Origin of the sequence: Sporosarcina sp. FSL K6-5500 (assembly GCF_038005665.1) — a bacterium.
Taxonomy (GTDB): Bacteria; Bacillota; Bacilli; order Bacillales_A; family Planococcaceae; genus Sporosarcina; species Sporosarcina psychrophila.
In genome coordinates, this window is sequence record NZ_JBBOTP010000001.1 from 592,244 (window position 1) to 617,524 (window position 25,281).

Annotated in this window: 20 protein-coding genes; 3 read left to right on the forward strand and 17 right to left on the reverse strand. The window is 41.7% G+C overall.

Features of this window, described 5'->3' with window-relative positions; translation table 11 throughout:
• Positions 1-7: 7 nt before the first annotated feature.
• The 3 genes from glgD to glgB form a co-directional block, all read right to left on the reverse strand.
• The gene (gene glgD / locus MKX62_RS02710) at positions 8-1,114 is read right to left on the reverse strand and encodes a glucose-1-phosphate adenylyltransferase subunit GlgD (protein WP_340740613.1); all 1,107 of its coding nucleotides are present in this window, start codon (positions 1,112-1,114) and stop codon (positions 8-10) included.
• Positions 1,115-1,401: 287 nt separating this feature from the next.
• Positions 1,402-2,553: a glucose-1-phosphate adenylyltransferase gene (locus MKX62_RS02715; protein ID WP_340740614.1), complete on the reverse strand. Its 1,152-nt coding sequence runs from the start codon at positions 2,551-2,553 to the stop codon at positions 1,402-1,404.
• The gene (gene glgB / locus MKX62_RS02720) at positions 2,553-4,472 is read right to left on the reverse strand and encodes a 1,4-alpha-glucan branching protein GlgB (RefSeq protein WP_340740615.1); all 1,920 of its coding nucleotides are present in this window, start codon (positions 4,470-4,472) and stop codon (positions 2,553-2,555) included. Before glgB ends, MKX62_RS02715 begins: the two co-directional genes overlap by 1 nt.
• Before the next feature lie 546 nt (positions 4,473-5,018).
• On the opposite strand from glgB, the gene pulA reads away from it, so the two are divergent.
• Complete coding sequence (pulA, locus tag MKX62_RS02725) at positions 5,019-7,142, forward strand: type I pullulanase (RefSeq protein ID WP_340740616.1); 2,124 nt, start codon at positions 5,019-5,021, stop codon at positions 7,140-7,142.
• 283 nt (positions 7,143-7,425) lie between these two features.
• Here the strand turns inward: pulA and MKX62_RS02730 are convergent, their stop codons facing one another.
• The 7 genes from MKX62_RS02730 to aceA all read right to left on the reverse strand — a co-directional run bounded on the left by MKX62_RS02730 (position 7,426) and on the right by aceA (position 16,242).
• Positions 7,426-9,096 (reverse strand): acyl-CoA dehydrogenase family protein, encoded by a 1,671-nt coding sequence (locus MKX62_RS02730; protein WP_340740617.1) that lies wholly within the window; start codon positions 9,094-9,096, stop codon positions 7,426-7,428.
• Positions 9,068-10,594 carry a class I adenylate-forming enzyme family protein gene (locus MKX62_RS02735; RefSeq protein ID WP_340740618.1) on the reverse strand — a complete coding sequence of 509 codons (1,527 nt, stop codon included), beginning with the start codon at positions 10,592-10,594 and terminating at the stop codon, positions 9,068-9,070. The genes MKX62_RS02730 and MKX62_RS02735 overlap by 29 nt, the downstream gene beginning before the upstream one ends.
• A gap of 4 nt (positions 10,595-10,598) precedes the next feature.
• Entirely contained in the window at positions 10,599-10,976 is a 378-nt protein-coding gene (locus MKX62_RS02740) for a MerR family transcriptional regulator (protein WP_340740619.1), read from the reverse strand.
• A gap of 811 nt (positions 10,977-11,787) precedes the next feature.
• On the reverse strand, positions 11,788-12,954 hold the full coding sequence (locus MKX62_RS02745; RefSeq protein WP_340740620.1) for a pyridoxal-phosphate-dependent aminotransferase family protein: 1,167 nt from the start codon (positions 12,952-12,954) through the stop codon (positions 11,788-11,790).
• A 142-nt stretch (positions 12,955-13,096) separates the two neighbouring features.
• Positions 13,097-13,261, reverse strand: a complete 165-nt coding sequence (gene yhfH, locus MKX62_RS02750; protein ID WP_399628794.1) for a protein YhfH — start codon at positions 13,259-13,261, stop codon at positions 13,097-13,099.
• 7 nt (positions 13,262-13,268) lie between these two features.
• Positions 13,269-14,921, reverse strand: coding sequence for a malate synthase A (aceB, locus tag MKX62_RS02755; protein WP_340740621.1), 1,653 nt, complete (start codon positions 14,919-14,921; stop codon positions 13,269-13,271).
• A gap of 40 nt (positions 14,922-14,961) precedes the next feature.
• Positions 14,962-16,242 (reverse strand): isocitrate lyase, encoded by a 1,281-nt coding sequence (gene aceA / locus MKX62_RS02760; RefSeq protein WP_340740622.1) that lies wholly within the window; start codon positions 16,240-16,242, stop codon positions 14,962-14,964.
• Between the two features lie 226 nt (positions 16,243-16,468).
• Here aceA and MKX62_RS02765 point away from each other — a divergent pair, with 226 nt between their 5' ends.
• Positions 16,469-17,125: a LytR/AlgR family response regulator transcription factor gene (locus tag MKX62_RS02765; RefSeq protein ID WP_067212257.1), complete on the forward strand. Its 657-nt coding sequence runs from the start codon at positions 16,469-16,471 to the stop codon at positions 17,123-17,125.
• 21 nt (positions 17,126-17,146) lie between these two features.
• A complete protein-coding gene (locus MKX62_RS02770; RefSeq protein WP_340740623.1) occupies positions 17,147-17,311 on the forward strand; it encodes a hypothetical protein in 165 nt (54 codons plus the stop codon).
• Between the two features lie 623 nt (positions 17,312-17,934).
• Here MKX62_RS02770 and rbsB read toward each other — a convergent pair.
• From rbsB to MKX62_RS02805, 7 genes are all read right to left on the reverse strand, one after another.
• The gene (gene rbsB, locus MKX62_RS02775) at positions 17,935-18,852 is read right to left on the reverse strand and encodes a ribose ABC transporter substrate-binding protein RbsB (protein WP_340740624.1); all 918 of its coding nucleotides are present in this window, start codon (positions 18,850-18,852) and stop codon (positions 17,935-17,937) included.
• Positions 18,853-18,866: 14 nt separating this feature from the next.
• The gene (gene rbsC / locus MKX62_RS02780; protein WP_067212262.1) at positions 18,867-19,808 is read right to left on the reverse strand and encodes a ribose ABC transporter permease; all 942 of its coding nucleotides are present in this window, start codon (positions 19,806-19,808) and stop codon (positions 18,867-18,869) included.
• Positions 19,795-21,291 carry a sugar ABC transporter ATP-binding protein gene (locus MKX62_RS02785; protein WP_340740625.1) on the reverse strand — a complete coding sequence of 499 codons (1,497 nt, stop codon included), beginning with the start codon at positions 21,289-21,291 and terminating at the stop codon, positions 19,795-19,797. The genes rbsC and MKX62_RS02785 overlap by 14 nt, the downstream gene beginning before the upstream one ends.
• A 65-nt stretch (positions 21,292-21,356) precedes the next feature.
• Positions 21,357-21,746 carry a D-ribose pyranase gene (gene rbsD, locus MKX62_RS02790; RefSeq protein WP_340740626.1) on the reverse strand — a complete coding sequence of 130 codons (390 nt, stop codon included), beginning with the start codon at positions 21,744-21,746 and terminating at the stop codon, positions 21,357-21,359.
• Positions 21,743-22,627 (reverse strand): ribokinase, encoded by an 885-nt coding sequence (rbsK, locus tag MKX62_RS02795; RefSeq protein ID WP_340742536.1) that lies wholly within the window; start codon positions 22,625-22,627, stop codon positions 21,743-21,745. Before rbsK ends, rbsD begins: the two co-directional genes overlap by 4 nt.
• On the reverse strand, positions 22,627-23,607 hold the full coding sequence (locus MKX62_RS02800) for a LacI family DNA-binding transcriptional regulator (RefSeq protein WP_067212272.1): 981 nt from the start codon (positions 23,605-23,607) through the stop codon (positions 22,627-22,629). The genes rbsK and MKX62_RS02800 overlap by 1 nt, the downstream gene beginning before the upstream one ends.
• A 152-nt stretch (positions 23,608-23,759) precedes the next feature.
• On the reverse strand, positions 23,760-24,905 hold the full coding sequence (locus MKX62_RS02805; protein ID WP_340740627.1) for a polysaccharide pyruvyl transferase family protein: 1,146 nt from the start codon (positions 24,903-24,905) through the stop codon (positions 23,760-23,762).
• Positions 24,906-25,281 lie beyond the last annotated feature (376 nt).

The following is a 25,281-nucleotide window of genomic DNA, read 5'->3' on the forward strand; positions in this document are numbered from 1 at the left end:
TCTTTTTTTACATGACTTGTCTTTTTGCAACGACATAGGGTTTATCCTTTGATCCGATTAATTGTTGATTTGCGGTCACATGAACGTCTTTATCTAATATCACATTCTCCAAATGGACACCTGCTTCAATTTTACAACGCTGCATGATAATCGAGTTTTTTACCGTTGCACCTTCTTCTACGGTTACACCTCGAAACAAAACACTGCCCTCTACCTCGCCAGCAATAATACAACCATTTGCCAGAATTGATTTTTTGACATTCGCTTCATTACGATATTTCGTAGGTGGCTGATTCCCAACCTTCGTCCGAATAAATGGTAGTTTATAAAATAATGCTTTATAATTCTCCTCTGATAATAGATTCATATTATGCCGATAATAACTCTCGATTGAATTGATAAACACACCGTAACCATTGTTTTTATACGTTTGAACCTTTAACGTAGCAAGATTCTCTTTAATGCCATGGACAAAAAAATGATCTTGGTGGTGTGCAATACATTGATCAACTAACGTCATTAATAAGTCTTTGTTGATAATATAAACACCCGTGAAAAGGTCATTTTCTTGCTTATCATTCGTGATAGTAGTGACCCAGCCATCTTCGTCTGCTTCAATTCGAAAAGCAGAATCATGTTCAGTATTTAACGTCTCAACATGAGTGGTAATCAGCGTGACATCTGCTTTATTAGCAAGATGACTTTTAAATGCATCTTGATAATCCGTATTTGATATAAATTGACTTCCGCTAATCAGTACATAGGAAGATTTTCCACGAGCAAAATAATCACGGTTATTATGAAAAAAACTCAAATCGCCTTTTGAAATATCAGATGGATCGTTCCAATCCGGTGGAAGAATAAACAAGCCACCATTGCGCTCATCCATCTCCCAGCTACCACCTGTTTGAAGATGATCCATTAAGGATCTATATTTATTGCGGGTAAAAATAGCCACTGCCTCTACATTAGAATTCCCCATATTCGAAAGCGGAAAATCAATCAAACGATAACGACCCGCAAAAGGAATTGTGGCACCACTACGAAAATAAGTTAATTCATGAAAGTAATGATGCTCGTGTTCCAGATTAATAAGGCCCATCATTGTGTTCATCTATTTTCCCCCTTAAATTGTATAGATAGTCGGTACTTAACAAATAGATTGTCCTTCCAACATCGCTTTGTCGCTTGGTGATGGCCTCACGCAATAAGCCCGTCAGAAGATCACTGGCGGTCTTATTGCTCCGGCTCACACTTGTTCGCTCCTTCGCTAGATTTACTCGTTATACTGGCGAGGTATACCACCTAGTTAACTTCAAATAAGTAGTGCCGAATATATGGTTCTAATATACACAACATTACTTCAACAGAGAGTCCAACAAGCCATCGTACTTCTATTTCTTATCCGATATAACTTAACGCTAAAATCCCACTCAATGTATCTTGATTGATCACGAGCGGCTCTTCAGTAAGTCCAATGCTAATATGTGTGCCTTCAGGAATTTTTGTATTTTCCATTACAATTACTCGTTCTAGAATCGAGTTCTTCCCTACTTCTACGCCTGGATACAAGATGGATTGTTTAACCATGCTATCAGGATGAATCACTACATTCTCAAACAATACAGAACTATCAACTGTTCCACACACCCAACACCCAGAATTGATCAATGACTGCTTCACAACTGCAGTTTCCCCGATATACTCTGGGGGAATGTTCGTTTCGTTGGTGTATATTCTCCAGTTTTCATTATTTAACAAGAGACTCCAATCTTTATCCAGCAGGTCCATATTGGCTTCCCAATAACTTTCGATTGTACCGACATCCTTCCAATAACCTTCGAAACGATACGCATACAAACGAAGATTATTATTAACCATCGATGGAATAATATCCTTTCCGAAATCATGACTGGATTGACTATTTTCAGCATCCTCCAACAAATAGGATCTTAATGTTGCCCATGAAAATATATAAACGCCCATAGACGCTAAATTACTTTTTGGATTTTGCGGTTTTTCATCAAATTCGTAGATGCGCATGTCATCAGTTGTATTCAAAATTCCAAACCGCGATGCTTCTTCCCAAGCCACTGGAATTGCGGAAATGGTGACATCAGCGCCCGTTTGTTTATGTTCTTCCAACATTGCTGCGTAATCCATTTGATAAATATGATCACCCGAAATGACAAGGACATATTCTGGGTCATGCCGGTCGATAAAATGAATGTTTTGATAGATTGCATCAGCCGTACCAGAATACCAGTCTCCTCCGTCTTTCGCGGTATAAGGGGAAAGTATCGTCACACCAGTGTTTTGCCGATTCAAGTTCCACGGTTTTCCATTTCCAATATGTTTGTTTAATTCAAGTGGTGAATATTGAGTCATCACGCCCAATGTCTGAAGTCCTGAGTTGGCACAATTACTTAACGTGAAGTCAATAATTCGATACTTACCTCCGAAGTGCACTGCTGGTTTCGCTAAGTTGTTCGTTAATTTGCCTAAACGTTTCCCTTCTCCACCAGCCAACAACATGCCTACACAATTTTTCATTAATTAGCCTCCTCAATAAATTCAGGTACTTTTTTGCATTTAAAAATTGTGATAGCTAATGGTGGTACCTTTATTTTTATATGCTGTAATAATCTGTGCCATTCTTGCGGAATGCTAAAATGGTCAGCATCGTTTACCTGTCCAGATCCCCCGAATTGACTAGCATCTGAATTAAAAATTTCTTGATAAGTCCCAGGAGTGGGCACACCAATTTTATAGTCAAAAAGGACTTCCGGTGTGAAATTGCAGACAACGATTAGTTCTTCCCCTGGGCTTGTACTACGTCTACGAAAAGCAATCACACTTTGATCGATATTATGAGGATCAATCCACTCAAACCCTTCAGTATTATGGTCTAATTCATAAAGTTCAGGATATTCCAGATAGAAATGATTGAGCGCTTTAACATAGTTAAAAATTGCTTTATGAAGCGGATAATCTAAAAGTTGCCAATCCAATTGTTCTTGATCCTTCCATTCAGCATACTGTGCTAGCTCACCTCCCATAAATAATAACTTTTTACCAGGGTGCGCCATCATATAGCCATAAAGTAATCTCAGGTTTGCAAACTGCCGCCACTGATCACCAGGCATTTTATCGAGCAATGATTTTTTACCATGAACGACTTCATCGTGTGACAGCGGTAGTAGAAAGTTTTCTGTATGTGTATACATAAATGGGAAAGTTAGTAGATTGTGATGCCATTTTCGGTACACTGGATCTGCTTCCATATAGGTAAGCGTGTCGTTCATCCAGCCCATATTCCATTTAAAATTAAAACCAAGCCCTCCTACATGTGTAGGTGCCGTAACAAGTGGTAAATCTGAACTGTCTTCAGCCATCATCATTGCCCCAGGCTCATATGAAAAAATAACTTCATTTAATTTGCGGATAAAGGCATATGCTTCAAGATTTTCATCTCCACCGTATGAATTGTAGATTTTATCCTTGTCTTCCGATTTATCAAAGTTAAGATAGAGCATACTAGCTACTGCATCTACACGAATCCCATCGATATGATATTCTTCCAGCCAAAAAAGTGCATTAGAGATTAAAAAGCTTTGTACTTCAGGTCGTCCAAAGTCGAAGGTTAATGTTCCCCACAACTTTTTTTCAGCTTTACGAGGATCGGCATATTCATATAATGCCTCCCCATCAAATTGACGAAGTGCAAAATCATCCTTACAAAAGTGACCAGGAACCCAGTCCATAATTACACCGATGTTCTGTTGATGGCACTGATCAACAAAGTATTTAAATTCATCACGTGGACCATAACGAGACGTGACAGAAAAATAACCAGTTATTTGATAACCCCACGACAGATCAAATGGATGCTCCGCAAGTGGGAGTAATTCAATATGTGTATAACCTAGCGATTTTACATAAGGAACCAATTGATCAGCAAGTTCGCGATATGAATAAAATTCACCGTCTACATTTGTTTTCCAAGAGCCTAGATGAACTTCATAAATCGATACGGGTGATGAATAAACATCAAACGTTTTCTTTTCTTCTTGCCAATCATCATCACTCCACTCATATCCGGATAGAATCGGGGTTAAAGATGCCGTTTTAGGTCGAAGCTCAGATTGAAGAGCATATGGATCTGCTTTCAGTAGCACTTGACCATTGTCCGATTCAATTTCATATTTATAAGGGATGTTTTCGGGAATATCCGTATAAAAACCAATCCATAACCCTTCGTTCGTGACTCTCTTTAATGGGTGTAAATTGCCTTTCCATTGATTAAAGTCACCGACTACATGAATTTCTTTAGCGTTAGGTGCCCACACTACAAATCGATAGCCTTGAGTCCCTTCCCATTCAATCGTATGGCAACCTAATAATTGGTGACTATGATAATTAGTACCTTGGTGAAATAAAAATAGTTCTTGTTCTGAAATATTGTAATACATCGTGCTGACTCCTTTCTTGAGCCAATTAAGATTATATTCAGGATGGTATACGAATATGACTAGTTCTTCTTTGTCGTGGATCTTTTATTATTCACTTCTTTGTAATAGCTCGATATAAAAAGAATCAACTTTCACAATCTAAAGCAGCTACAAACGCTACGTAGAAACCTTATTGCTAAGGGTTATACCAAATTCTATGTTAGCAGATTATTATGTAAATGAATGTTAAATCGTTCTACAAATTTCTTTTATTGGTAAATTTAATGTAAATTAATGTCGAATGAATGACTTAACTCTGACTCCACATCCATATAGAAATCAATTGCGTTACTTAGTTTTAGAATAATGTGACAACTATTTTTTAGGGAAATATATTAATTCCTGGTTAAAATTCAAGTAAGTTTCTTAAAATAGGGGTAGAACATATACTAGGAATAAGCAAGTATGAATGGCAAAAGCGGAGGTAGGTTTTAGGTATTGGCAATAGAGAACTCGGCGTCCATACGTCTTGTATGTTAGATTCAAACAAGAAAAGGGGTTGCTTTTGTGGAAACTCATGTAGCTTGGATCGATGATGTTCACGTGTTAACCGTTATCGTGAACGATATATCTATATTGCTGCACACGGAAGAACCTCCCGTCATTTATTGGGCAGCAAAAGAGAAGTATTTTTCGACAAAGGTTGAAAAAGTAAACGCCGATTCCACCGTAAGGATTATTCTTTTAGAAGAACTGCCAATCGGAGAAAGTCTTGTGCTCTTATGGGGCACAGCGAAGGTCCCTGTTTACCCTAGAGCAATCGTCCGAACGGATTGGTTTGATCAGCACTATGCTGATTTGACTACTAAATTAGGGACTGACTATGAACACTCCGCAACCACATTCTCTATTTGGGCCCCGACGGCTACTTCTGTAAAGTTAAATTTAGATAATCGTGATTTTTTATTAAATCGACAAAAAAGTGGTCTATGGCAACTAAAAATTGATGGTGATTGGCATGGTTTTTCTTATGATTATAAGGTTATTGTCAATGGACAAACGACACGTTTGAATGACCCCTATGCAAAAGCTATGCTTGCTAACAGTGAAAAAAGCGTGATTATAGACCCTGCTAGAACTGACCCACCTAACTTTAACAAACGAAACAGGCCAAAACTTCAGAATTTACAAGATGCAATTATCTATGAATTACATGTAAGAGACGCGACCAATCAAGAAGAAAGCGGTGTCGTTAATCGAGGTAAATATTTAGGTTTGACAGAAACAGCTACAACGACAAAAAATGGTTTTTCAACAGCGCTCACTTATATGAAAGAATTAGGTTGCACGCATGTTCAACTTTTACCAATTAATGATTTTGCACGCATAGATGAGACTAGTCCGAACGATGACTATAATTGGGGGTACGATCCATTATACTTTCAAGTACCAGAAGGCAGTTATTCCCTAACACCTAATGACCCCGTAGCAAGAATCATTGAATGTAAAAAGATGATTCAAGCGTTTCATCAGGCAGAAATCGCGGTCATCCTTGATGTCGTTTATAATCATGTTTTTATCATGGAAGAATCACCATTTGAAAAACTTGTTCCAGGCTATTACTTCCGTTATCACAGTGATGGAAGCCTTAGCAACGGAACTGGGGTAGGTAATGATTTTGCAACAGAGCGAGCAATGGCCCGGAAATTCATTTTAGATACGATTGAATTTTGGCTGAATGACTATCATGTAGATGGATTCCGGTTCGATTTAATGGGGGCCATCGATATCGAGACAATGAACCAAATTCATGAGCGCTGTAAAGAAGAATCAGTGCCAATAATGCTTTTAGGAGAAGGTTGGGATCTTCCAACAGCATTAGCTTCCGAAAAGAAAGCTACTTCCATGCACTCCAATCAATTAACAGGTCTTAAATTTTTCAATGACTACTTCCGCGATTCACTCAAAGGTCAGTTATTTAACAAACATGAAACTGGTTATGTAAATGGTCAAGGTCGTTTCATCGAAAGGCTGCCCCACCTCGTATCTGGGACCACTTTAGAAGAATTTGGTACACCATTTGTGTCCGAAGTGAACCAAACAATTAACTACGTCGAATGTCACGATAACCATACACTATGGGATCGGCTTCTACTTAGCAATGATCAAGACAGCGATTTGACGCGTAAGAAAATGCACCAACTTGCTTCAGGAATCACGTTATTAAGCCAAGGGATTCCGTTTATCCATGCTGGTCAAGAATGGTTTAGAACTAAACAGGGCGATGAGAATAGCTATATTTCCAGTGATTGGATCAATCAATTAGATTGGCGGAAAAGAGAAGTAGAAAATGACTATGTTGAATTTATTAAAACGCTGATTGCGCTTCGAAAAAAATATGATGTATTTCGCCTTACTTCTAACCAAGATATTAGGAGAAGATTATATATATTAGACACGCCCGCTCCTGTTTTTGGCTTCACATTACTTGGAGATAACGAAGATTTTGCAATCTATATTAATCCAACAAAAAAATCCTATGAGTTGCGCTTACCTTCATCGGCAATATGGAGAGTGATGGCGAATAATAATTTTGATAAGAATACAGCGCAACAGGAAGTAAAAGGTGAATTTACTTCTGTTGATGCATACGAGTTAGTCGTCTTAAAGAAATCACGGGAGATCGAATAAGCAAAAAGGGATAGGTAAACTCCGTTTTCACTTGATCATTATCTTTAAATTAAAAAAGAAAACACCTTATAGAAATTTACAGCCGCCAAAATTGCATCTTTGGCGGCTTTTTTCCAAGTAAGAAGCTAGCTATTCTTTAGTTCCCAAAAGCCTTAGCACTTCGTGAACCTATGCCTTTGGAGAGCGACGGATGAAGGACCACCATACGATTACCGAAACAAATATGTAGCGACAAGTAGGTGATCATGTTATTTACGGGTTGTTTTTGGTTAATCAACACGTGTTACAGTACATCACTAAAATATTTCACACTCCTCTTCACTTCCCCAATCGTTCGTTCTGGCCAATTCGTTTCGATGAAAATCTCCATCAGCTTTTCATGTCGACCTCCATGTTGTTCCGACCATTCAAGCGCAACGACCCCTTCATAGAGTAAAGCCATAGTACGCATTAATCCCTTTGCTTCGATTGTTTGATTGTCAGGGTTCAAACTTGCAAATATCGTGAGGTCTTTTGCTAGTGTCTCCACTGCATTGGATATCCGTAGTTTCCATAAGCTTTCGGGAACAGCGTCTAGTCTTTCCGTCATTTCGTCAATGAATAACAAGTGTGCACTGAATTTATTGACGAGCCTGAGGAGCTCCAATCCTAAAATATTCGCGGTCCCCTCCCAAACCGTTAATACTTGTGCATCGCGAAGTAACCGCGGTGTGACGAAGTCTTCTATATAGCCATTTCCACCATGCATTTCAATTGCTTCATGAGCGAAATGGATTGCCTGTTCTGCGGTTTCTTTTTTAACGAGCGCAATCTTCAGGCGGTTTAATGCAGTTTCTTCGTCAGATGCATTCCCAGAAGTTACTTTATCAAAGAGCTTAATGAGATCGAATGTTGTTGCCAGTTCGACTTCAAGCTTCGATTTCATGGTCGCTAAACTTTCCTGGATCATCGGAAAGTCAGTCAACTTTTTGCCAAATGCATTGCGTCTTTCTGCATACATCAAGGCCTCGTTGAACGCACGGCGCATGATGCCAAGTGACGCGACGGCATTACAAATTCGTGATAAATTCAACGCTTCCATCATATAGTAGAAGCCCTTTTTGGGATCACCCACGACATAAGCTAGAGCACCATCAAACTCCACTTCACCCGATGGTACTGCCCGCACGCCAAGCTTATCTTTCAATCTCCGAATCTTAATACCATTTAGTGAACCGTCGTCTTGTCGCCAAGGCACCGCAAATAAACTCAGTCCACGCGAGCCTTCTGCTGAACCTTCCATTCTAGCAAGAACCATCGCGACGCCTGCCATTCCAGCATTGGATGCAAAATACTTCTCTCCAGATAAACGATAATTTTCACCGTCTGCCACCGCCTTCACGACATTAGCACCTACGTCTGAACCTCCTTGTCTCTCCGTTAAAAATGTCGCGCCTTCAAATAACTCCATATCACCTGTTGCGCAAACATGCGGCAGGAACTTCTCTTTCACTTCTTCATTAGCATAATGATCGAGCAAATAAGCTGTGGCTTGCGTCAACGTCACAGGACAATGGAATCCCGGTTCTGCTTGTGATAATAAGTAGCCTTGCGCAAAACTGTAGAGGTAGTTTCCTTTATGGCCGAGTTCCGGGATATCTTTATGAACATAGCCCACAATCCCTGTCCGATACGTTTCTTCCACTGTCTTTTTATAGCCTTCATTGACCCAGACATGTGAACGATCATCTCCGTACTTGTCATAGATTTCAAGACGGGGTTGCCCTTCACGGTCAGTATGTTTGGCACGTTTATCGATTTCATTAGCAACCAGTGAACCAAATTTCGTTAATTCTGAATGGGCATAATCGTAAAATTTAGGAGACAAGGATTCTTTTAATAGTGTTTGTAATGTCTCATCGTGCTCAAAGAAATTCAATGGTGTTTCAATTTCCGACCTTTGCTGTAAGACCATTTACTTCGCCTTCTCTCAATGGTTGTTTTAATATCTTGCCGGATGCATTACGCGGTAGAGCCTCAACTTGTTCATACAAACGCGGTACTTTATACTGCGCAAGCTGTTCTTGCGCAAATTGTTTAACCTCTTCTAGATTAAGCACTTCACTTGCCGCAAAATAAGCCTTAACCGTTTCGCCCCATTCCGGATGCGGCACGCCAACTACTGCCACTTCATTAATTGCCGAATGTGTAATAAGTACTTCTTCAACTTCTTTCGGATAAATATTGACTCCACCGGAAATGATCAGATCTTTTTTCCGGTCGACAACCCAAATGTAACCGTCTTCATCTATTTTCGCCAAGTCACCTGTTTTCAACCAGTCCCCTATGAATGTTTCAGCAGTTGCTTCTATATTGTTATAGTAGCCAAGCATATTGCCTTCCCCGCGTAAAAGAATTTCCCCCACTTCGCCTTGTTGTACGTCTTCCCCGTTTGGATTAACAATCCTAAACTCTGCATGAAGTGCCGCCCGTTTTCCAATACTGCCTGCTTTCGTTTTATGTTCACTTGCGCTCAATAACGTGCCGTTTGGACCCGCTTCTGTCAGTCCGTACACACAGATGAAGTTATCCGATTTGAACTTTTTCTGCACAAATTCAACTTCCGGTTGCGATAAAGGCGCGCTGCCGTAAATCCACCATTTCATTGAAGACAAATCAGCTGTTTCCATCTTCGGATTCTTCGCTGTCAATAAATAAACGACAGGTGCCCCGAAGAAGTGCGTCGTTTTTTCTTGCTCAACGGTATCAATTAAAAGATCAGGTGTGAATGTTGGTGTTAAGACGCTAGTCGCACCAACTATTAGCCCCGCCATGAAAAACAGATGGAGCGGTGCAGAATGACTAAGCGGCATCATGATGAGCAAGCGGCTCTCCGGTTTAATTTCCATCTCAACACAAATCATTTGCGCAACTGTTAGGATGTTTTTATAACTGAATAACACGCCTTTCGGTTTACCTGTTGTGCCGGAAGTATATAAAATGGTCGATTCACTGGAATCGGGTAAATTGCATTCAATTGAGGAATCATTATCATTGAGTACTGTTTCAAAACTGATCCATTTACCGTCTAGGGGGGCTCCTGTTTTGATTAACACTAAATTGCTATCCAAGTTTTTCACTGATTCAAACAGCAAGTCATGTGCGATGAAGGCTTTTGCATCAGAATTCTCAAGTACATATTCGACTTCTGACAGCGTCATCTTGGCATTTATCGGGACAATGATTGCCCCAAGCCGCTGAACTGCAAAATAGGCGATAACAAATTCCGGAACGTTTGGCATATATAGAACAGCTTTGTCTCCTCGCCCAATTCCAAGAAGCTTGAGGCCGTGCGCAAAACGATTCACAAGCTGATCAAGTTCTTTATACGTATAGCGTTTCCCCATTCCAATAACCGCTTCAGTCTTAGGATATTTTCTTGCATTACGCTCCAACAATTGTGAACTGTTCATTTCCTTAATCCCCCTTTAAATTGGTTAGTTTTTCGGTGAATTGCACAAGAAGCTGTTCCATCTCAATCTTCATTTCCGTAAGCTCCTGAATTTTGTCCTCTACTTGTCCGATTTTTTCATTGCCAAAATCGATTGTCCGCTCCAATTGTTTTATCCCAGTCCGATCTTTGTCAAAAAGTAAAATCATCTCCTTTATTTCATCCAGCGTGAATCCATACCTTTTTCCGCGCAAAATCAGTCGCAGCTTTACGACCTCTGCTTTCGGATAAATCCTTCTATTTCCCGCAGTCCTGTCGGGTTTCAACAAACCAAGTTCCTCATAGTACCGGATTGTACGGGTTGACACATCATATGCCTGGGCAACTTCAGTAATATCCTTCACTTTAGCTCCCCCTTTGAAGTGTTGGAATTTTCAACTATATGAGTAGTTTAACATTGACGTTAACGTTAATGGCAAGTGGTAGTAAGGAAATTTATTAATAGAGTTAGCTGGTGGATAAGATCGGGTGGTGAGGGGATATGATCGAATGCCTGGTTATATGATCGGGTGGCACACGGATATGATCGGGTCGCACTCGGATATGATTGGTTGTCGGGTTATATGATCGGGACGCACTCGGATATGATCGATTACCTGGTTATAGGATCGGGACGCACTCGGATTTGATCGGGTGCCGGGTTATAGGATCGGGCCACATACGGATATGATCGATTACCGGGTTATATGATCGGGTCGCTCGCGGATATGATCGGTTGGCGGGTTATATGATCGGGTCGCACGCGGATTTGATCGGGTGCCGGGTTATATGATCGGGCCACATACGGATATGATTGATTACCGGGTTATATGATCGGGGCGCTCGCGGATATGTTCGGTTGCCGGGTTATATGATCGGGGCGCACTCGGATATGATCGGTTACCAGGTTATATGATCGGGGCGCACTCCGATATGATTGGGTGCCGGGTTATATGATCGGGGCGCACGCGGATATGCTCGGCTGCCGGGTTATATGATCGGGTCGCTCGCGGATATGATCGGATATCAGGTTATATGATCGGGACGCACTCGGATATGCTCGGTTGGCGGGTTATATAATCACGTCGCACTCCGATATGATCGATTACCGGGTTATATGATCGCTCACCCCTTTTTCCAATAAAAAAAGGCTACCCGTTAAAGGATAGCCCCATCTCAAACACCCACACGTACTTCTTGCTTAAACCGCTGAACTGCCTTCGCCGAATCAACTGAATGACCCATTTCATTCAACGTGTCACCAATTAATTCAACCGCTTGTTCCAACATTTCCTCAGTTGTGTTCCCCATATGCCCAATGCGGAACGCTTTTCCTGCTAAATGAGCAAGTGATCCTGCCACAATGACACCTTTTTTACCAAGCGTTGCGCGAAATTCCGCGTCGCCGACACCATCAGGATAGAGGATACAGCTCAATGTTGATGCTGCTACATTTTCATCAGCAATTGCTTTCATGCCATATTCAGAAAGCGCAGCTCGCACCGCTTTGCCGAATGCCGTATGGCGAATAATTCTTGTCGACAAGCCTTCTGCGTGAACGAGTCTCATTCCTTCATTATAGGCATAAATCAAGTTCACTGGCGGTGTTGCAAAATATTTTGAAGGGTCGTTCATGACAGGAATCCAATTGTAGATATCGCAATAATAAGCCGGAACGCGTTCAATCTTCTCCCTAGCAGCCAAAGCGGTTTTGTTAAAGGCGACAATCGCTAATCCCGGTGGAACGCCAATTGCTTTTTGAGAGCCAGTCAAAATAACATCAATTTTATAATCTGGATGGCCGTATGTTTTACTCATATCTTCTTCCATCGCAGCCGTTGCACAAACACCATCTAAAATGACAAGTGCACCATGTTTTTTCACGATTGGTACAAGTGCTTCGAGATCTGCTGCAACACCAGTCGATGTGTCTGCATGCGTAATTGTTACTGCTTTATAATGCCCTTCAACAAGTTTCGCCTCCACTTCTTCAGGCGTAACTTGTTTGCCCCATTCCGATTGAAGCACATCCACCTCAATGCCAAAAGCTTGCCCTAATTTAATGAACCGGTCACCGAAATAACCTTGGCTGACAACTAATATCTTTTCCCCAGCCGCGACTGTGTTAACAAGCGCCATTTCCATTGCAATCGTTCCTGATCCGGCAACGACAAAAACTTCCCCATCTGTTTGCAACATTTCACGTGTCTGCTCAATGGCATTTTTGTAAATTGCAACAAATCTCGGATCAGTATGCCCTCTTGTTTCACTCGCCATCGCATCATAAATGGAATCGACAACAGGCGTCGGTCCAGGTATCAATAACATTTCTTCGTTTCTCATTCTATTTCCCCCCCACTTATTTTCAAAATACAATTACTAGCTCTAGTACTACTTCCATACTTGTAGCGTAAATCCTCTTATAGTTAATAGAAGCAAGTAAAAACGGCTTTATTCCACTTGTAGGAATAGAGCCGTTGCTATGTCACTCTTCATTCGAACCAATACACCGCTCGCACTCAAACAATGGGGATTCAATCTGCTCTACAATTTCACATCCACATTCACGACAAATTTTTCTCGGCAATTCTTTCCTATTGTTGTTTGTTTGCATATAAATCTCCTCCACTCTCATATTTTTTACCTCCATTTGTAAATCAATTTAATTTTTCATACCCCGGCAGTGTCAAAAATTCAACGAAGTCATCTTGCACGATCAATGCTGAAAACAGTTCTGCAGCTGCTTCATATTTATCAGTAGTGAACGCAGTGTCACCAACAGTCTGTTTAATTAATTCCAGTTCCTCTTGCAATACTTTTGCAACCAATTTCTCTGTAATATCCGGCCCATCGCTAAGTTTCCCTTTCGGATGACGAATCCATTGCCATACTTGTGATCTTGAAATTTCAGCTGTCGCCGCATCTTCCATCAAATTATTAATAGGAGCTGCCCCGTTCCCCCTGAGCCAAGATGCGATATATTGAACGCCTACACTGCAATTCATTCGCAAGCCTTGTTCCGTAATCGTTCCTTTTGGGACTTCCAGCAGGTCATCAGCGGTAACTTTGACATCTTCTCGTTTACGACCAATCTGATTCGGTGTCGGCATATGCTCGTTGAACTGCTCCATCGCAACCGCGACAAGTCCTGGGTGCGCTACCCACGTTCCGTCATGTCCATCCGTCGCTTCACGGCGTTTATCGTCACTTACTTTGCCAAATGCTGCTGCGTTTGCTTCTAGGTCATTTTTAATTGGAATTTGTGCAGCCATCCCACCGACTGCCGGTGCATTGCGCTTATGACAGGTTTGAATACAAAGCAATGTATAAGCCCGCATGAATGGCGATGTCATCGTTACTTGCCCACGATCAGGCAAGATAACGTCCGGTTGATTGCGCAGCCGTTTAATATAGCTGAAAATATAATCCCAGCGTCCACAATTGAGACCTGCTGAATGGTCCCGAAGTTCATATAGAATTTCGTCCATTTCAAATGCCGCCGCAATCGTTTCGATTAACACCGTTGCCCGAATTGTACCGGTTGGAATTCCAAGTTGCTGCTGCGCAAAGACAAACACATCGTTCCACAATCTTGCTTCCAAATGACTTTCAAGCTTAGGTAGGTAGAAATATGGCCCAGATCCGCGAGCGATTAATTCCTTGGCATTATGGAAAAAGTACAATCCGAAGTCAAAGAAACTTCCTGCAATCGACTCTCCATCAATTACGACATTCTTTTCCAGCAGATGCAATCCGCGCGGCCGTATCATGAGCACCGCGGGTTCATCGTTCAACTTGTATGTCTTTCCAGTGGAATGCTGTTCAAACTCAATCGTCCGCCGAACGGCATCTTTCATATTGAGCTGTCCTTCCAACATGTTTGCCCATGTGGGAGATGTTGCATCTTCAAAACAAGCCATGAATGTTTTTGCACCTGAATTCAATGCATTGATGACCATCTTCCGACCGACAGGACCTGTAATTTCCACTCGTCTGTCCTGTAGATCATGCGGGAGGGGAGCAATTGTCCAATCCCCATCCCGTATATGTTGTGTTTCGGGTAAGAAATCCAGTTTTATTCCACTGTCGATGCTACTTTGACGCTGTTGCCGGTTAGCCAAAAGCTCTCTCCGTCTTTCGTCAAAGTTATCATGAAGAGATTGTAGGAATGCAAGTGCTTCCGGCGTTAAAATCTCTTCACTTTCAGCAGTCAGTTCGCCTAAAACTTTTATAGTATGAGATGTCACTTGATTCGTAGACAGATTGATCACCCTCCCCGATTGTTGTTGGTGCCCAATTACTGATACCATTCATGCCCTTCGAATTGTGGCAGCAACTGGAACCGAAAGATCAAACAAATTGCGCGGTTTCCGTCGAGCCCTTCATCGCGGTCGTAGAAGATGTACCGCCAGAAATGATCTGTGACACTTCGTCGAAGTATCCTGTTCCAACTTCACGTTGATGTCTAGTCGCTGTGTACCCTTTGTCTTCATTAGCAAATTCAGCCTGTTGCAGTTTTGAATAGGCCGCCATTCCATTGTCTTTATAGTCATGTGCAAGGTTAAACATGCTGTGGTTCAATGAATGGAAGCCCGCAAGTGTAACGAACTGGAATTTGTAACCCATTTTGCCGAGTTCCACTTGGTATTTCGCGATTGTCGCTTCATCCAAATTTGCTTCCCAGTTGAATGAAGGCGAGCAGTTGTAAGCAAGCATCTTTCCAGGGAATTTCTCATGGATTGCATCTGCAAACTGTTGTGCCTCTTCCAGAGATGGATGCGATGTTTCACACCAGACAAGGTCGGCATAAGGTGCATATGCTAATCCGCGTGCAATCGCTTGATCGATACCTGGTTTTGTACGGTAGAACCCTTCAGGTGTACGTTCTCCAGTAAGGAATTCAGCGTCTACTGGATCAATATCGCTTGTGACCATATCTGCTGCATCTGCATCTGTACGTGAAATAAGAACAGTTGGTACGCCGAGAACGTCAGCCGCAAGCCTTGCAGCAACTAAGTTACGGATTGCATTTTGTGTAGGTAGCAATACTTTACCACCCAAGTGTCCACATTTTTTTTCGGATGCAAGTTGGTCTTCAAGGTGAACGCCTGCTGCTCCAGCTTCTATCATGCCTTTCATTAATTCGAATACGTTAAGTGGTCCTCCGAAACCTGCTTCAGCGTCTGCAATAATTGGAGCGAACCAGTCAAAACCGTCTACGCGCCCTTCTGAGTGGTCGATTTGGTCAGCCCGTTGAAGTGCCTGGTTGATACGTTTGACGACAGAAGGAACACTATTTGCCGGATATAAACTTTGGTCCGGATACATTTGACCCGAAAGGTTTGCATCTGCCGCCACTTGCCAACCACTTAGATAGATTGCTTGAAGTCCAGCTTTTACTTGTTGAACAGCTTGATTTCCTGTTAGAGCACCAAGAGCATTGATGAAATCTTCTTCATGCAATGAACTCCATAAGCGAGTTGCACCTTTTGTTGCCAGTGTTTGTTCGATTAAAACAGATCCACGCAGTTTCACAACATCTTCGGCAGTGTAAGGACGTTCAATTCCTTTCCATCTGCTATCCTCCGCCCAGCTTTTCTCCAATTGTTTAATCTGCTCTTGTCTAGTCATATCTACAGTCACACCTTCCAGTTTTTTTATGTTCAACCAGTTATGAAATTAATTCTTTAGTACTGTTTCATAACAGCTGAAGTTGTTATACAGTAATATATAACAGAAGATACAAAGTTGTCTGTACTTTCCGACGAAAGGGCATTATTTTAGGATGAACTCGATTTTACGATGACGAAGTAGTTTGTTATTTTAGAGTTTCATAGAAAACAAGGGGGAAACAAATATGGTAATTACAAGAGAAACGTTAGAACAATATGTTTCTATACTAGGTGATTGGATACCGAAAGACGCCGCAATCGCGATTGCCATGGGCGACCGCTACATTTATTATGTGGAAGGCATTCAGGATATCCAACTAATAGAAGGGCAACCTGTTGTACCCGGCAGCATTGCGGATAAAGTAATTAATAAACGACTCAAAGTTGATAAAGTTATGGATAACACATTGTTCGGGTCCCCGTATTATGGAATCGGTTATCCGATTGACCTCCAAGGCGAGCCCGCTGCACTACTCGTCATTTTGCCTTCAAACTATCATATACTGAAACAAGAACCCTTTCGTTTCCTCACGGGCAAACAGGAAGAAGAATGGTGTCCAATTCCAATTGAAGAGATCGCATATATAGAAAGCTTGCAAAAGAAAACTTGGTTTTATGTTGCAAGTGAACAATTCTGTATCAGCTACACGCTGAAAGATTTACAATTACGACTGCCAAAGACGTTTCTACGTATCCATCGGTCTTACATTGTTAACATCCCATCTATCCAGCGCATTTCCAGGGACATTACTTCCAATCTAGTACTTACATTGAGAGATGGGACAGAGTTGCCTGTTGGTCAGACGTATATGGCCGATGTTAGGAAAGCGCTTGGATTTTAGGGTGATTAGGGGCGAGGTTGAGTGTTAGTCGTTTGGATATGCTGGTTGGTGAGGTTATATGATTGGTTGAATAGTGGATATGCTTGGTTGGCGGGGTTATATGATCGCTTTGACAGTGGGGATGCTCGGTTTCAGTGGGATATGATCGCTTGGACTGCGGATATGCTCGGTGTCAAGGATATATGATCACTTTGACTGTGGATATGCTCGGTGTCATTGGGATATGATCGCTTTGACAGCGGATATGCTTAGTGTCTTTGGGATATGATCGCTTTGACTGTGGGGATGCTCGGTTTCTTTGGGATATGATCGCTTTGGCTGTGGGGATGCTCGGTGTCATTGATATATGATCACTTTGACTGTGGATACGCTCGGTGTCACGCCTATATGTTCGCTTTGACTGTGGATATGCTCGATGTCAGTGGGATATGATCGCTTTGATTGTGGATACGCTCGGTGTCACGCCTATATGATCGCATTGACTGTGGATATGCTCGGTTTCAGTGGGATATGATCGCTTTGACTGCGGATATGCTCGGTGTCAAGGATATATGATCACTTTGACTGTGGATATGCTCGGTATCATTGGGTTATGATCGCTTTGACAGTGGATATGCTCGATGTCATTGGGATATGATCGCTTGGACAGTGGATATGCTGGGTGTCATGGATATATGATCGCTTTGACAGTGGATATGCTCGGTTGGCGTAGTTATATGATCGGTCTACACACTAATTTAGACACTCAAAGGAATAAAAAAAGCCGCCCGGAATTTAATCTAGGGCGGCTTTCGCAATTCATTAGCATATTATTTCTTGATTAATTCCAATTCAACTGGAATTGACGCTTCCACTGTTTCACCTTTAAGTGATAGAACAGCTGCTTCTACTGCTTTTTTACCGATAAGATCCGGTTTTTGAGCGACAGTTCCAGCCAATTTGCCCGCTTCGACTGATTTTACTGCATCATCTGTTGCATCGAATCCAACAACTTTAACTTCTTTCCCTGCAGCCTCAATTGCTTCAAGAGCACCAAGTGCCATCTCGTCATTATGCGCGAACACGCCTTTAATGTCAGGGTTTGCTTGCATGATATTCTCCATAACTGTCAATCCTTCTGCACGGTTGAAATTCGCTGTTTGTTTAGCAACGATATCCAATTTACCTTTTACTATTTCATTGAAGCCCATTCCACGGTCACGTGCAGCCGAAGAACCAGCGATTCCTTCCAATTCTACAACTTTTGCTCCATCGCCAACTAACTCAGCTAAGAACTGACCAGCTAATTCTCCGCCTGCTTTATTATCTGAAGCGATATGAGAAACAACGTCTCCGCCTTCAGAGCTTCGGTCGACTGTGATAACAGGAATTCCTGCATTGTTTGCAGATTCAACCGCGGCTACAACTGCGCTAGAATCCGTCGGGTTAATCAAAATCAAGTCCACGCCTTGTTGAATTAAATCCTCTACATCACTCGCTTGTTTTGCTGCATCATCCTGTGCATCGATAACTGTTAACGTTGCATCCATTTCTTTCGCTTGCTCTTTTGCTCCTTCGCTCAATGTTACGAAGAACGGGTTATTCAACGTTGAAATGGAAAAACCAATTTTATAACTTCCTTCTCCACCTTTAGTTTCTTCATCTTTCTTGGCTCCTGGTGCCTCTGTTGAACATGCTGCAAGTACGAGCATAATCGCCATGATCAATGCTATTTTCATTTTTTTCATTTCCCAACATCCCCTTAAGCTGTTTTTTTACGATCCAATAGAACCGCGACCAATATAACTGCACCCTTCACCACTTGTTGGAAGAAGGAGGATACACCGATAAGATTAAGACCATTATTCAAAACACCAATAATGAGTGCTCCAATCAACGTCCCCACAATCCAACCCCGTCCACCCGTCAAACTTGTCCCCCCAAGGACAACTGCCGCAATGGCGTCAAGTTCAAACATGTTACCCGCAGTTGGTTGAGCGGAATTTAGCCTTGATGTTAAAATCAATGCTGCAAGTGCCGCTAGCATTCCCGTCAGTGCATAAACGTAAATTTTAATACGATCTACGCTGATTCCAGAAAGTCGTGAAGCTTCTTCATTGCCGCCTACTGCGTATACGCGGCGACCAAATGTAGTCTTTTTCAAAATGAAATACAAAATCCCAAAAGTAATGGCCATCGTTATAACAGGGACAGGAATTCCGAAGAAGTACCCTTTCCCTAGCAACTGGAACGCTTGTGAATCACCAAGTCCTGAAATTGGTTTTCCTTCTGTGTATACAAGAGTCAATCCACGGTAAATCGTCATCGTCGCAAGTGTTGCGATGAACGGAGCAACTTTTCCTTTGGCAATTATGACGCCGTTAATTGCACCAAGAACAGCTCCTAGAAGTAATCCGAGGAACATTGCGAGAAGCGGGTCCATTCCACCAGCCATTAATCCGGCAGTCACCGCTCCCGTTAAAGCTAATATCGACCCAACAGATAAATCGATGCCGCCTGTCAAAATGACGAAGGTCATCCCAAATGCTATGAGCGCATTTATCGACACTTGTCTTAAAACATTGAGTAAGTTGTTAAGCGTAAGAAAATTCGGACTCATGATTGAAATGATAATGACAATTAATAAGAGCCCAATAAGGGGTCCGATTTTTTGCAGTACCGACTGTGTATTAGATTTGAGCAACTTTGTCACCTCCCGTAGCATAATGCATAATTCGTTCTTGCGTCATTTCAGCTTTTTGCAGTTCGGCTGTAAGAGTACCTTCATGCATGACAAGTACCCGATCTGCCATGCCAATAATTTCGGGAAGTTCCGACGAAATCATCAAAATCGCGACACCTTTTTCGGCAAGTTCATTAATGATCGAGTAAATTTCTTTTTTTGCTCCGACGTCGACACCCCGAGTCGGCTCATCTAAAATCAGCACATTCGGTTCGATACCCAGCCATTTTGCAATAACGACTTTCTGCTGGTTTCCCCCGCTAAGCGATTTGGCAGCTTGATTGGGACCCGACGTTCGGACACCCAACCGTTTAACCATTGTTTCGTACAACACTTTCTCTTCATTCGCTTTGATGATGCCATTGCTTGAAACTTTATTGAAATTCGTTAAGCTTAAATTGTCTTTTACCGAGAAATCTACGATAAGGCCTTCCGACTTTCGGTCTTCCGTAACATAGCCGAAACCTAGTTTTTTCGCTTGCAGTGGACTGCTAATTTTCACAGGTTTTCCATTAAGTGAAATAGTTCCCTTTTGCAATTTTTTATAACCGAATAAGGATTGAGCAACTTCGGTTCTTCCCGCTCCCATCAAACCTGCAATTCCGAGAACTTCACCTTTACGCAACTCAAACGATATATCTTCGAAATGCCCGTTGCGTGTTAAACCACTTGCGGTCAATTTCACATCACCAATTGTAGCGTTACGTTCTGGGAATCGTTCACCCAGTTCGCGTCCGACCATCATCTGAACAATTTCATCAAATGACGTTTCTTTAATCTCTTTAACGCCAACATAATTGCCATCACGTAAAATGGTAATTCGGTCACATAATGCAAAAATCTCTTCCATCCGGTGGGATATATAAACAAACGATACACCGTTCGATTGAAGAGCTCTGATTGTTTCAAACAACGATACGATTTCTCGCTCAGTTAGTGCAGCTGTCGGCTCGTCCATAACAATCACTTCTGCATTCGATGACATTGCTTTGGCAATCTCAATGATTTGCTGTTTACCTACCGAAAGTTCCCTGGCAACTGTTTTTACGTCAACATCCAGTCCGAGTTCTCCCAAAATCACCTTTGCTTTCTTATTCATTTCTTTGGTTTTTAAAATACCACTTTTACCAAACGTCTTTTCATTCCCCAAAAACAAATTTTCAGCGACCGTCAAATCTGGCAATATATTTAGTTCCTGATGTATAACTGCAATTCCAGCATGTTCTGCTTCTTTCGGGTTTTTGAAATCGACTAGCTTGCCCCTCACTTTGACTTCACCTGTATCACGTGCATAAATACCGGTTAGTATTTTCATTAGCGTTGATTTCCCCGCACCATTCTCACCCATTAAGGCATGAATCTCTCCCTTTTTCACGGAGAATTCCACATTAGTAAGAACGGAGTTCCCATCAAAAGACTTTGAAATCCCAGTCATTTCAATCATACTTCTTCACCCACTTTCATTTAGCAGTCTTTGACGGTGACAGTCACCCAGATCTCCAAGCTCTCTTAAAATATGACGCCCGACTGCAGAACAATATTTGCAAAAGGCGTTGCTTCGCCGGTGCGAATGATTACTTTTGACTTGTGCGTCAATTGCTTCAAATCTTCATGTGCCAGCTTTGTTATACTTGGTAATTTAGTGCAAAGGATTTCATACACTTCAGTATTACTACTCTCTATTTCACTCGCAATAAATGCATGTTCTACTTCCAAATCTTCCAAAACCACGCCTACTATTTCAATAAAAGAAGGTTTTCCAATCGTATATGAAAGATCGATACAATGGACACCATCTGGTATAGGCAATCCGCAATCCGCTATTGTCACTTGATCGGTATGACCAAGCTTTGCAAAAACGGCTGCCAGTTCACGATTCAATATGCCATGTTTTTTCATCGCCAATCACTCCCGAGTCGCAGTTCTACGTCAGCGCGCGCCAGCATACCACCTTGTGCACCAAATTTCTCGACGGATAAAGATGCGGCAGCGTTTGCAAACGTAACCGCTTCAGTCAATTCAAATCCTTCGACAATCGCATACGCAAATGCACCGTTGAACGTGTCCCCTGCTCCTGTCGTATCGACAACGTCTGTCTTAAAACCTTCTATGATGACATGCTTTTCACCATCATAATAACGAGCTCCTGCACTGCCGAGTGTAACAATTAATTGATTTGGATAACTTTCCAACGCAGCCTCCATATCCGGCCCAAAAATTTGTTCACATTCTGTCTCATTCGGTGTTAGGTACGTAAGATATGACATAAATTCATTTTGGAAACCTCCAGCAGGTGCCGGATTCAATAACACAGGAACATTCAGATCAGCGCAGATTTTCAACGTATGTATAATTGTCGGTATCGGTATTTCAAGTTGCAGTAAAACAAGTTTACTTGCTCGAATCGTTTCTTTCATTTCATCAATGCATGCAGGCGTCAGTTCATAATTCGCACCTGGTACGACGATGATTCGGTTATCTCCATCCGACAACAATATATTGGCAATGCCAGTAGCTACCCCCGTACTCTCCGTTACTCCGGAAACGTCTACTGAGTTGCCCTTCAAGTTTTCCAGTAATTCCTCACCAAAACCATCATTCCCAACATTTGCCACCATATGGACATTCCCGCCAAGACGGGCTGCAGCCACTGCTTGATTGGCTCCTTTGCCTCCTGGCACCGTGGTGAATAATTGACCTAAAACTGTTTCGCCTTGTTTTGGGAAAACATCCGTTTGCACAACTAAATCCATATTGACGCTACCGACAACCGTAATCATCATTGTTCACTCCTCGTTGTCCCTCGAATAATCAGTTTAACCGGAACTTGAATTTCTTTTTCTTCGAGCTCTATTTCTTCAATTAACTTAATAAGCATTCGTGTAACGAGTGCCCCTAGCTTATATATATCTTGCGCTACTGTTGTTAGCCCAGGTGATAACATACCGCCAAGTGCTATACCGTCAAACCCGACAATTTGCAACTCATCAGGTACGATAATTCCTAGTGAATGTGCTGCTTTCAACACACCTGCCGCCGAGACATCGCTACTTGCAAAAACCCCATCAATTCCTTTGTGCTCTGACAGAAATTTTCTAGCTATCTCTTCTGATTGCTCAAAATGAAATGGACACTCGATAATATGCGTCACTATTTCCTTACCTTCTACAGCCTCTAAAAAACCGTCTAATCGGTCATCCGCCGGTCCAAGTCCTGTCGGTCCACGCATGCAGACGATATGTTGACAACCTTGTTCGATTAAATGGGCAGTTCCTAACCGTGCACCTTCTTTGTTGTTCGATGAAACTGTCGGTATCGAAGCATCTATCGTACGATCCAGTGCAACCACTGGTATATCCAAATTTTGATAATGACTCGCTTGCAACTGATTCGTTGTGACGATGAAACCCGCTACATATTTTTGCCTTAATGTCTCAATATAGTGGATTTCTTTTTCTGCTTTTTCATCCGAATTGCACAACACGACCGTATAGTCATAAGTTAGTGCAACATCTTCCACTGCACGAGCAAGCTCTGGGAAAAACGGATTCATAATATCCGGTACAATTAAGCCAATAAGTTTCGTTTGCTTCGTACTTAATGATCGCGCAACAAGGTTCGGTTTATAATCCAATTCTTTGATTGCCCGTCCAATAACCTCTTTTGCTTCTTTACTAACATATCCTTTTTGGTTTATAAAGCGTGAAACAGTCGCTACTGAAACACCGGACTCTTTCGCTACATCCCGAATATTGGCCAACTATTTCACCCTTTTCTATTATGTGTGTAACCGGTTACACACATAATACCAATCTATTGATTTGTTTGTCAACAACAGTTTCATTCCATTCATTCACAATACGAAAACAGCCACAAAAGTAAGTTTCACTTTTGTGGCTGTTTTTATGTCATTTACTTTTTCTTTATTGCCTTTATAAACTGCTCTGTTCCTTTCATCGATTCATCATACAAATCTTGAGAGAGTTTCTTCGTACTTTCAACCGTTGCAGGCCAGTTTTCTTTCATGTCGTTGAATGCATCCAGGAATAGTGTTTGTTGTTTGTTGATGTTTCCGATTGGAAATGCATACTTTTCCAGGTCAGCAAGTTTCATGAAATCATTCACTTTATGATGATAAGAAATTGCCATGACAGGTGTTTCAGTACATGTTGCCAAAATCAAGGAATGGAGTCTCGTCCCAATAATAATGTCTTGCTGTGCTGTCACATCAAGGATCATAGTTGGTAGTAGATTATCATCGATGATTGTCGTCTTATCTTTATGTGTCATTTTCTTCTGAATATCTTTTGTAACATCTGCATCTTGTGGGTATTTTGTCGCGAAAAATGTCAGCTCAACATTGTCTAGTTCAGCTAGATTGTCCAGATTCTTTGCCATGCCTTCTATATAATCGTTATAGATGGCAGGATTCCCTTCAGGCCAATAGCCTGCATTGTAATAAGGAACAGCTGTGATACCGATTTTCGTCGGAACTGTCGATTTCTCAACACCCGTTTGACGCAGGGAAAATGCTGGATCGCCGATAGTCAGAACGTGTTCTTTCACACCGATTGACTTCAACAGTTCAACAGATTCGGGATCGCGCACCGAGATACTTTCCGCATGTTTAGCCATATAGCGAATGAACCATTTTCCTATACCGCTACTTAGCGGACCCGCGCCGCATCCGTAAACAACATAAGGCGTCTTCGAATTTTTAGCCATCATTGCATATGACCCAAATAATGGCGCTTCCCTTTTATATAAATCCATTAAGATTCCGCCGCCACCAATAATCAGCAAATCAAACGTCTTTACGATTCTCTTATTATTTTGGTACGTTTTAAAAAATGTCTTTACTGCGTTGCCATTTTTATAATACAGTGGAAAACTAGTCACTCCATACCGTTCTGCTGTTTGTTTAGGATTATTACTAAATACCGTTAAATCATTACTGTCTATCTTGAACGTTGACGTCACTTGTTTAATAATGCTGAATAAGATCGCTTCGTCCCCGTTATTATCGTTGCCATAATTGCCTACAATACCTATTTTCATTAGCCGACTTCCTCTACTACATGATGAATTTAGTATAACATAGCTGTGCTACTCGATGAAAATGGAACCCTTTAGCCTGAAGTTGCACTTGTACATTTCCGGCTCGCTTTGGACGATGAAAGAATAACAACCTTTCTATAGAGGTTACACGTGCCCGAAGATGAAATTTCGGGCACGTCACAGCTTTTAATAAAGCAAAGATCATACAAGTAACAGTGTGACGCTAGATAGAAAGTGACACTGCCTTTCATTCGAAAAGGAAACGCTATTAAAAAGGAGTAAGCAGCCAAAATTGCATCTTTGGCTGCTCCTTTATAAATAGGTGAGTGGTTATTCACTCGTTCCCAAAGTTTTTAGCACTTCGTGTACCTGTAAC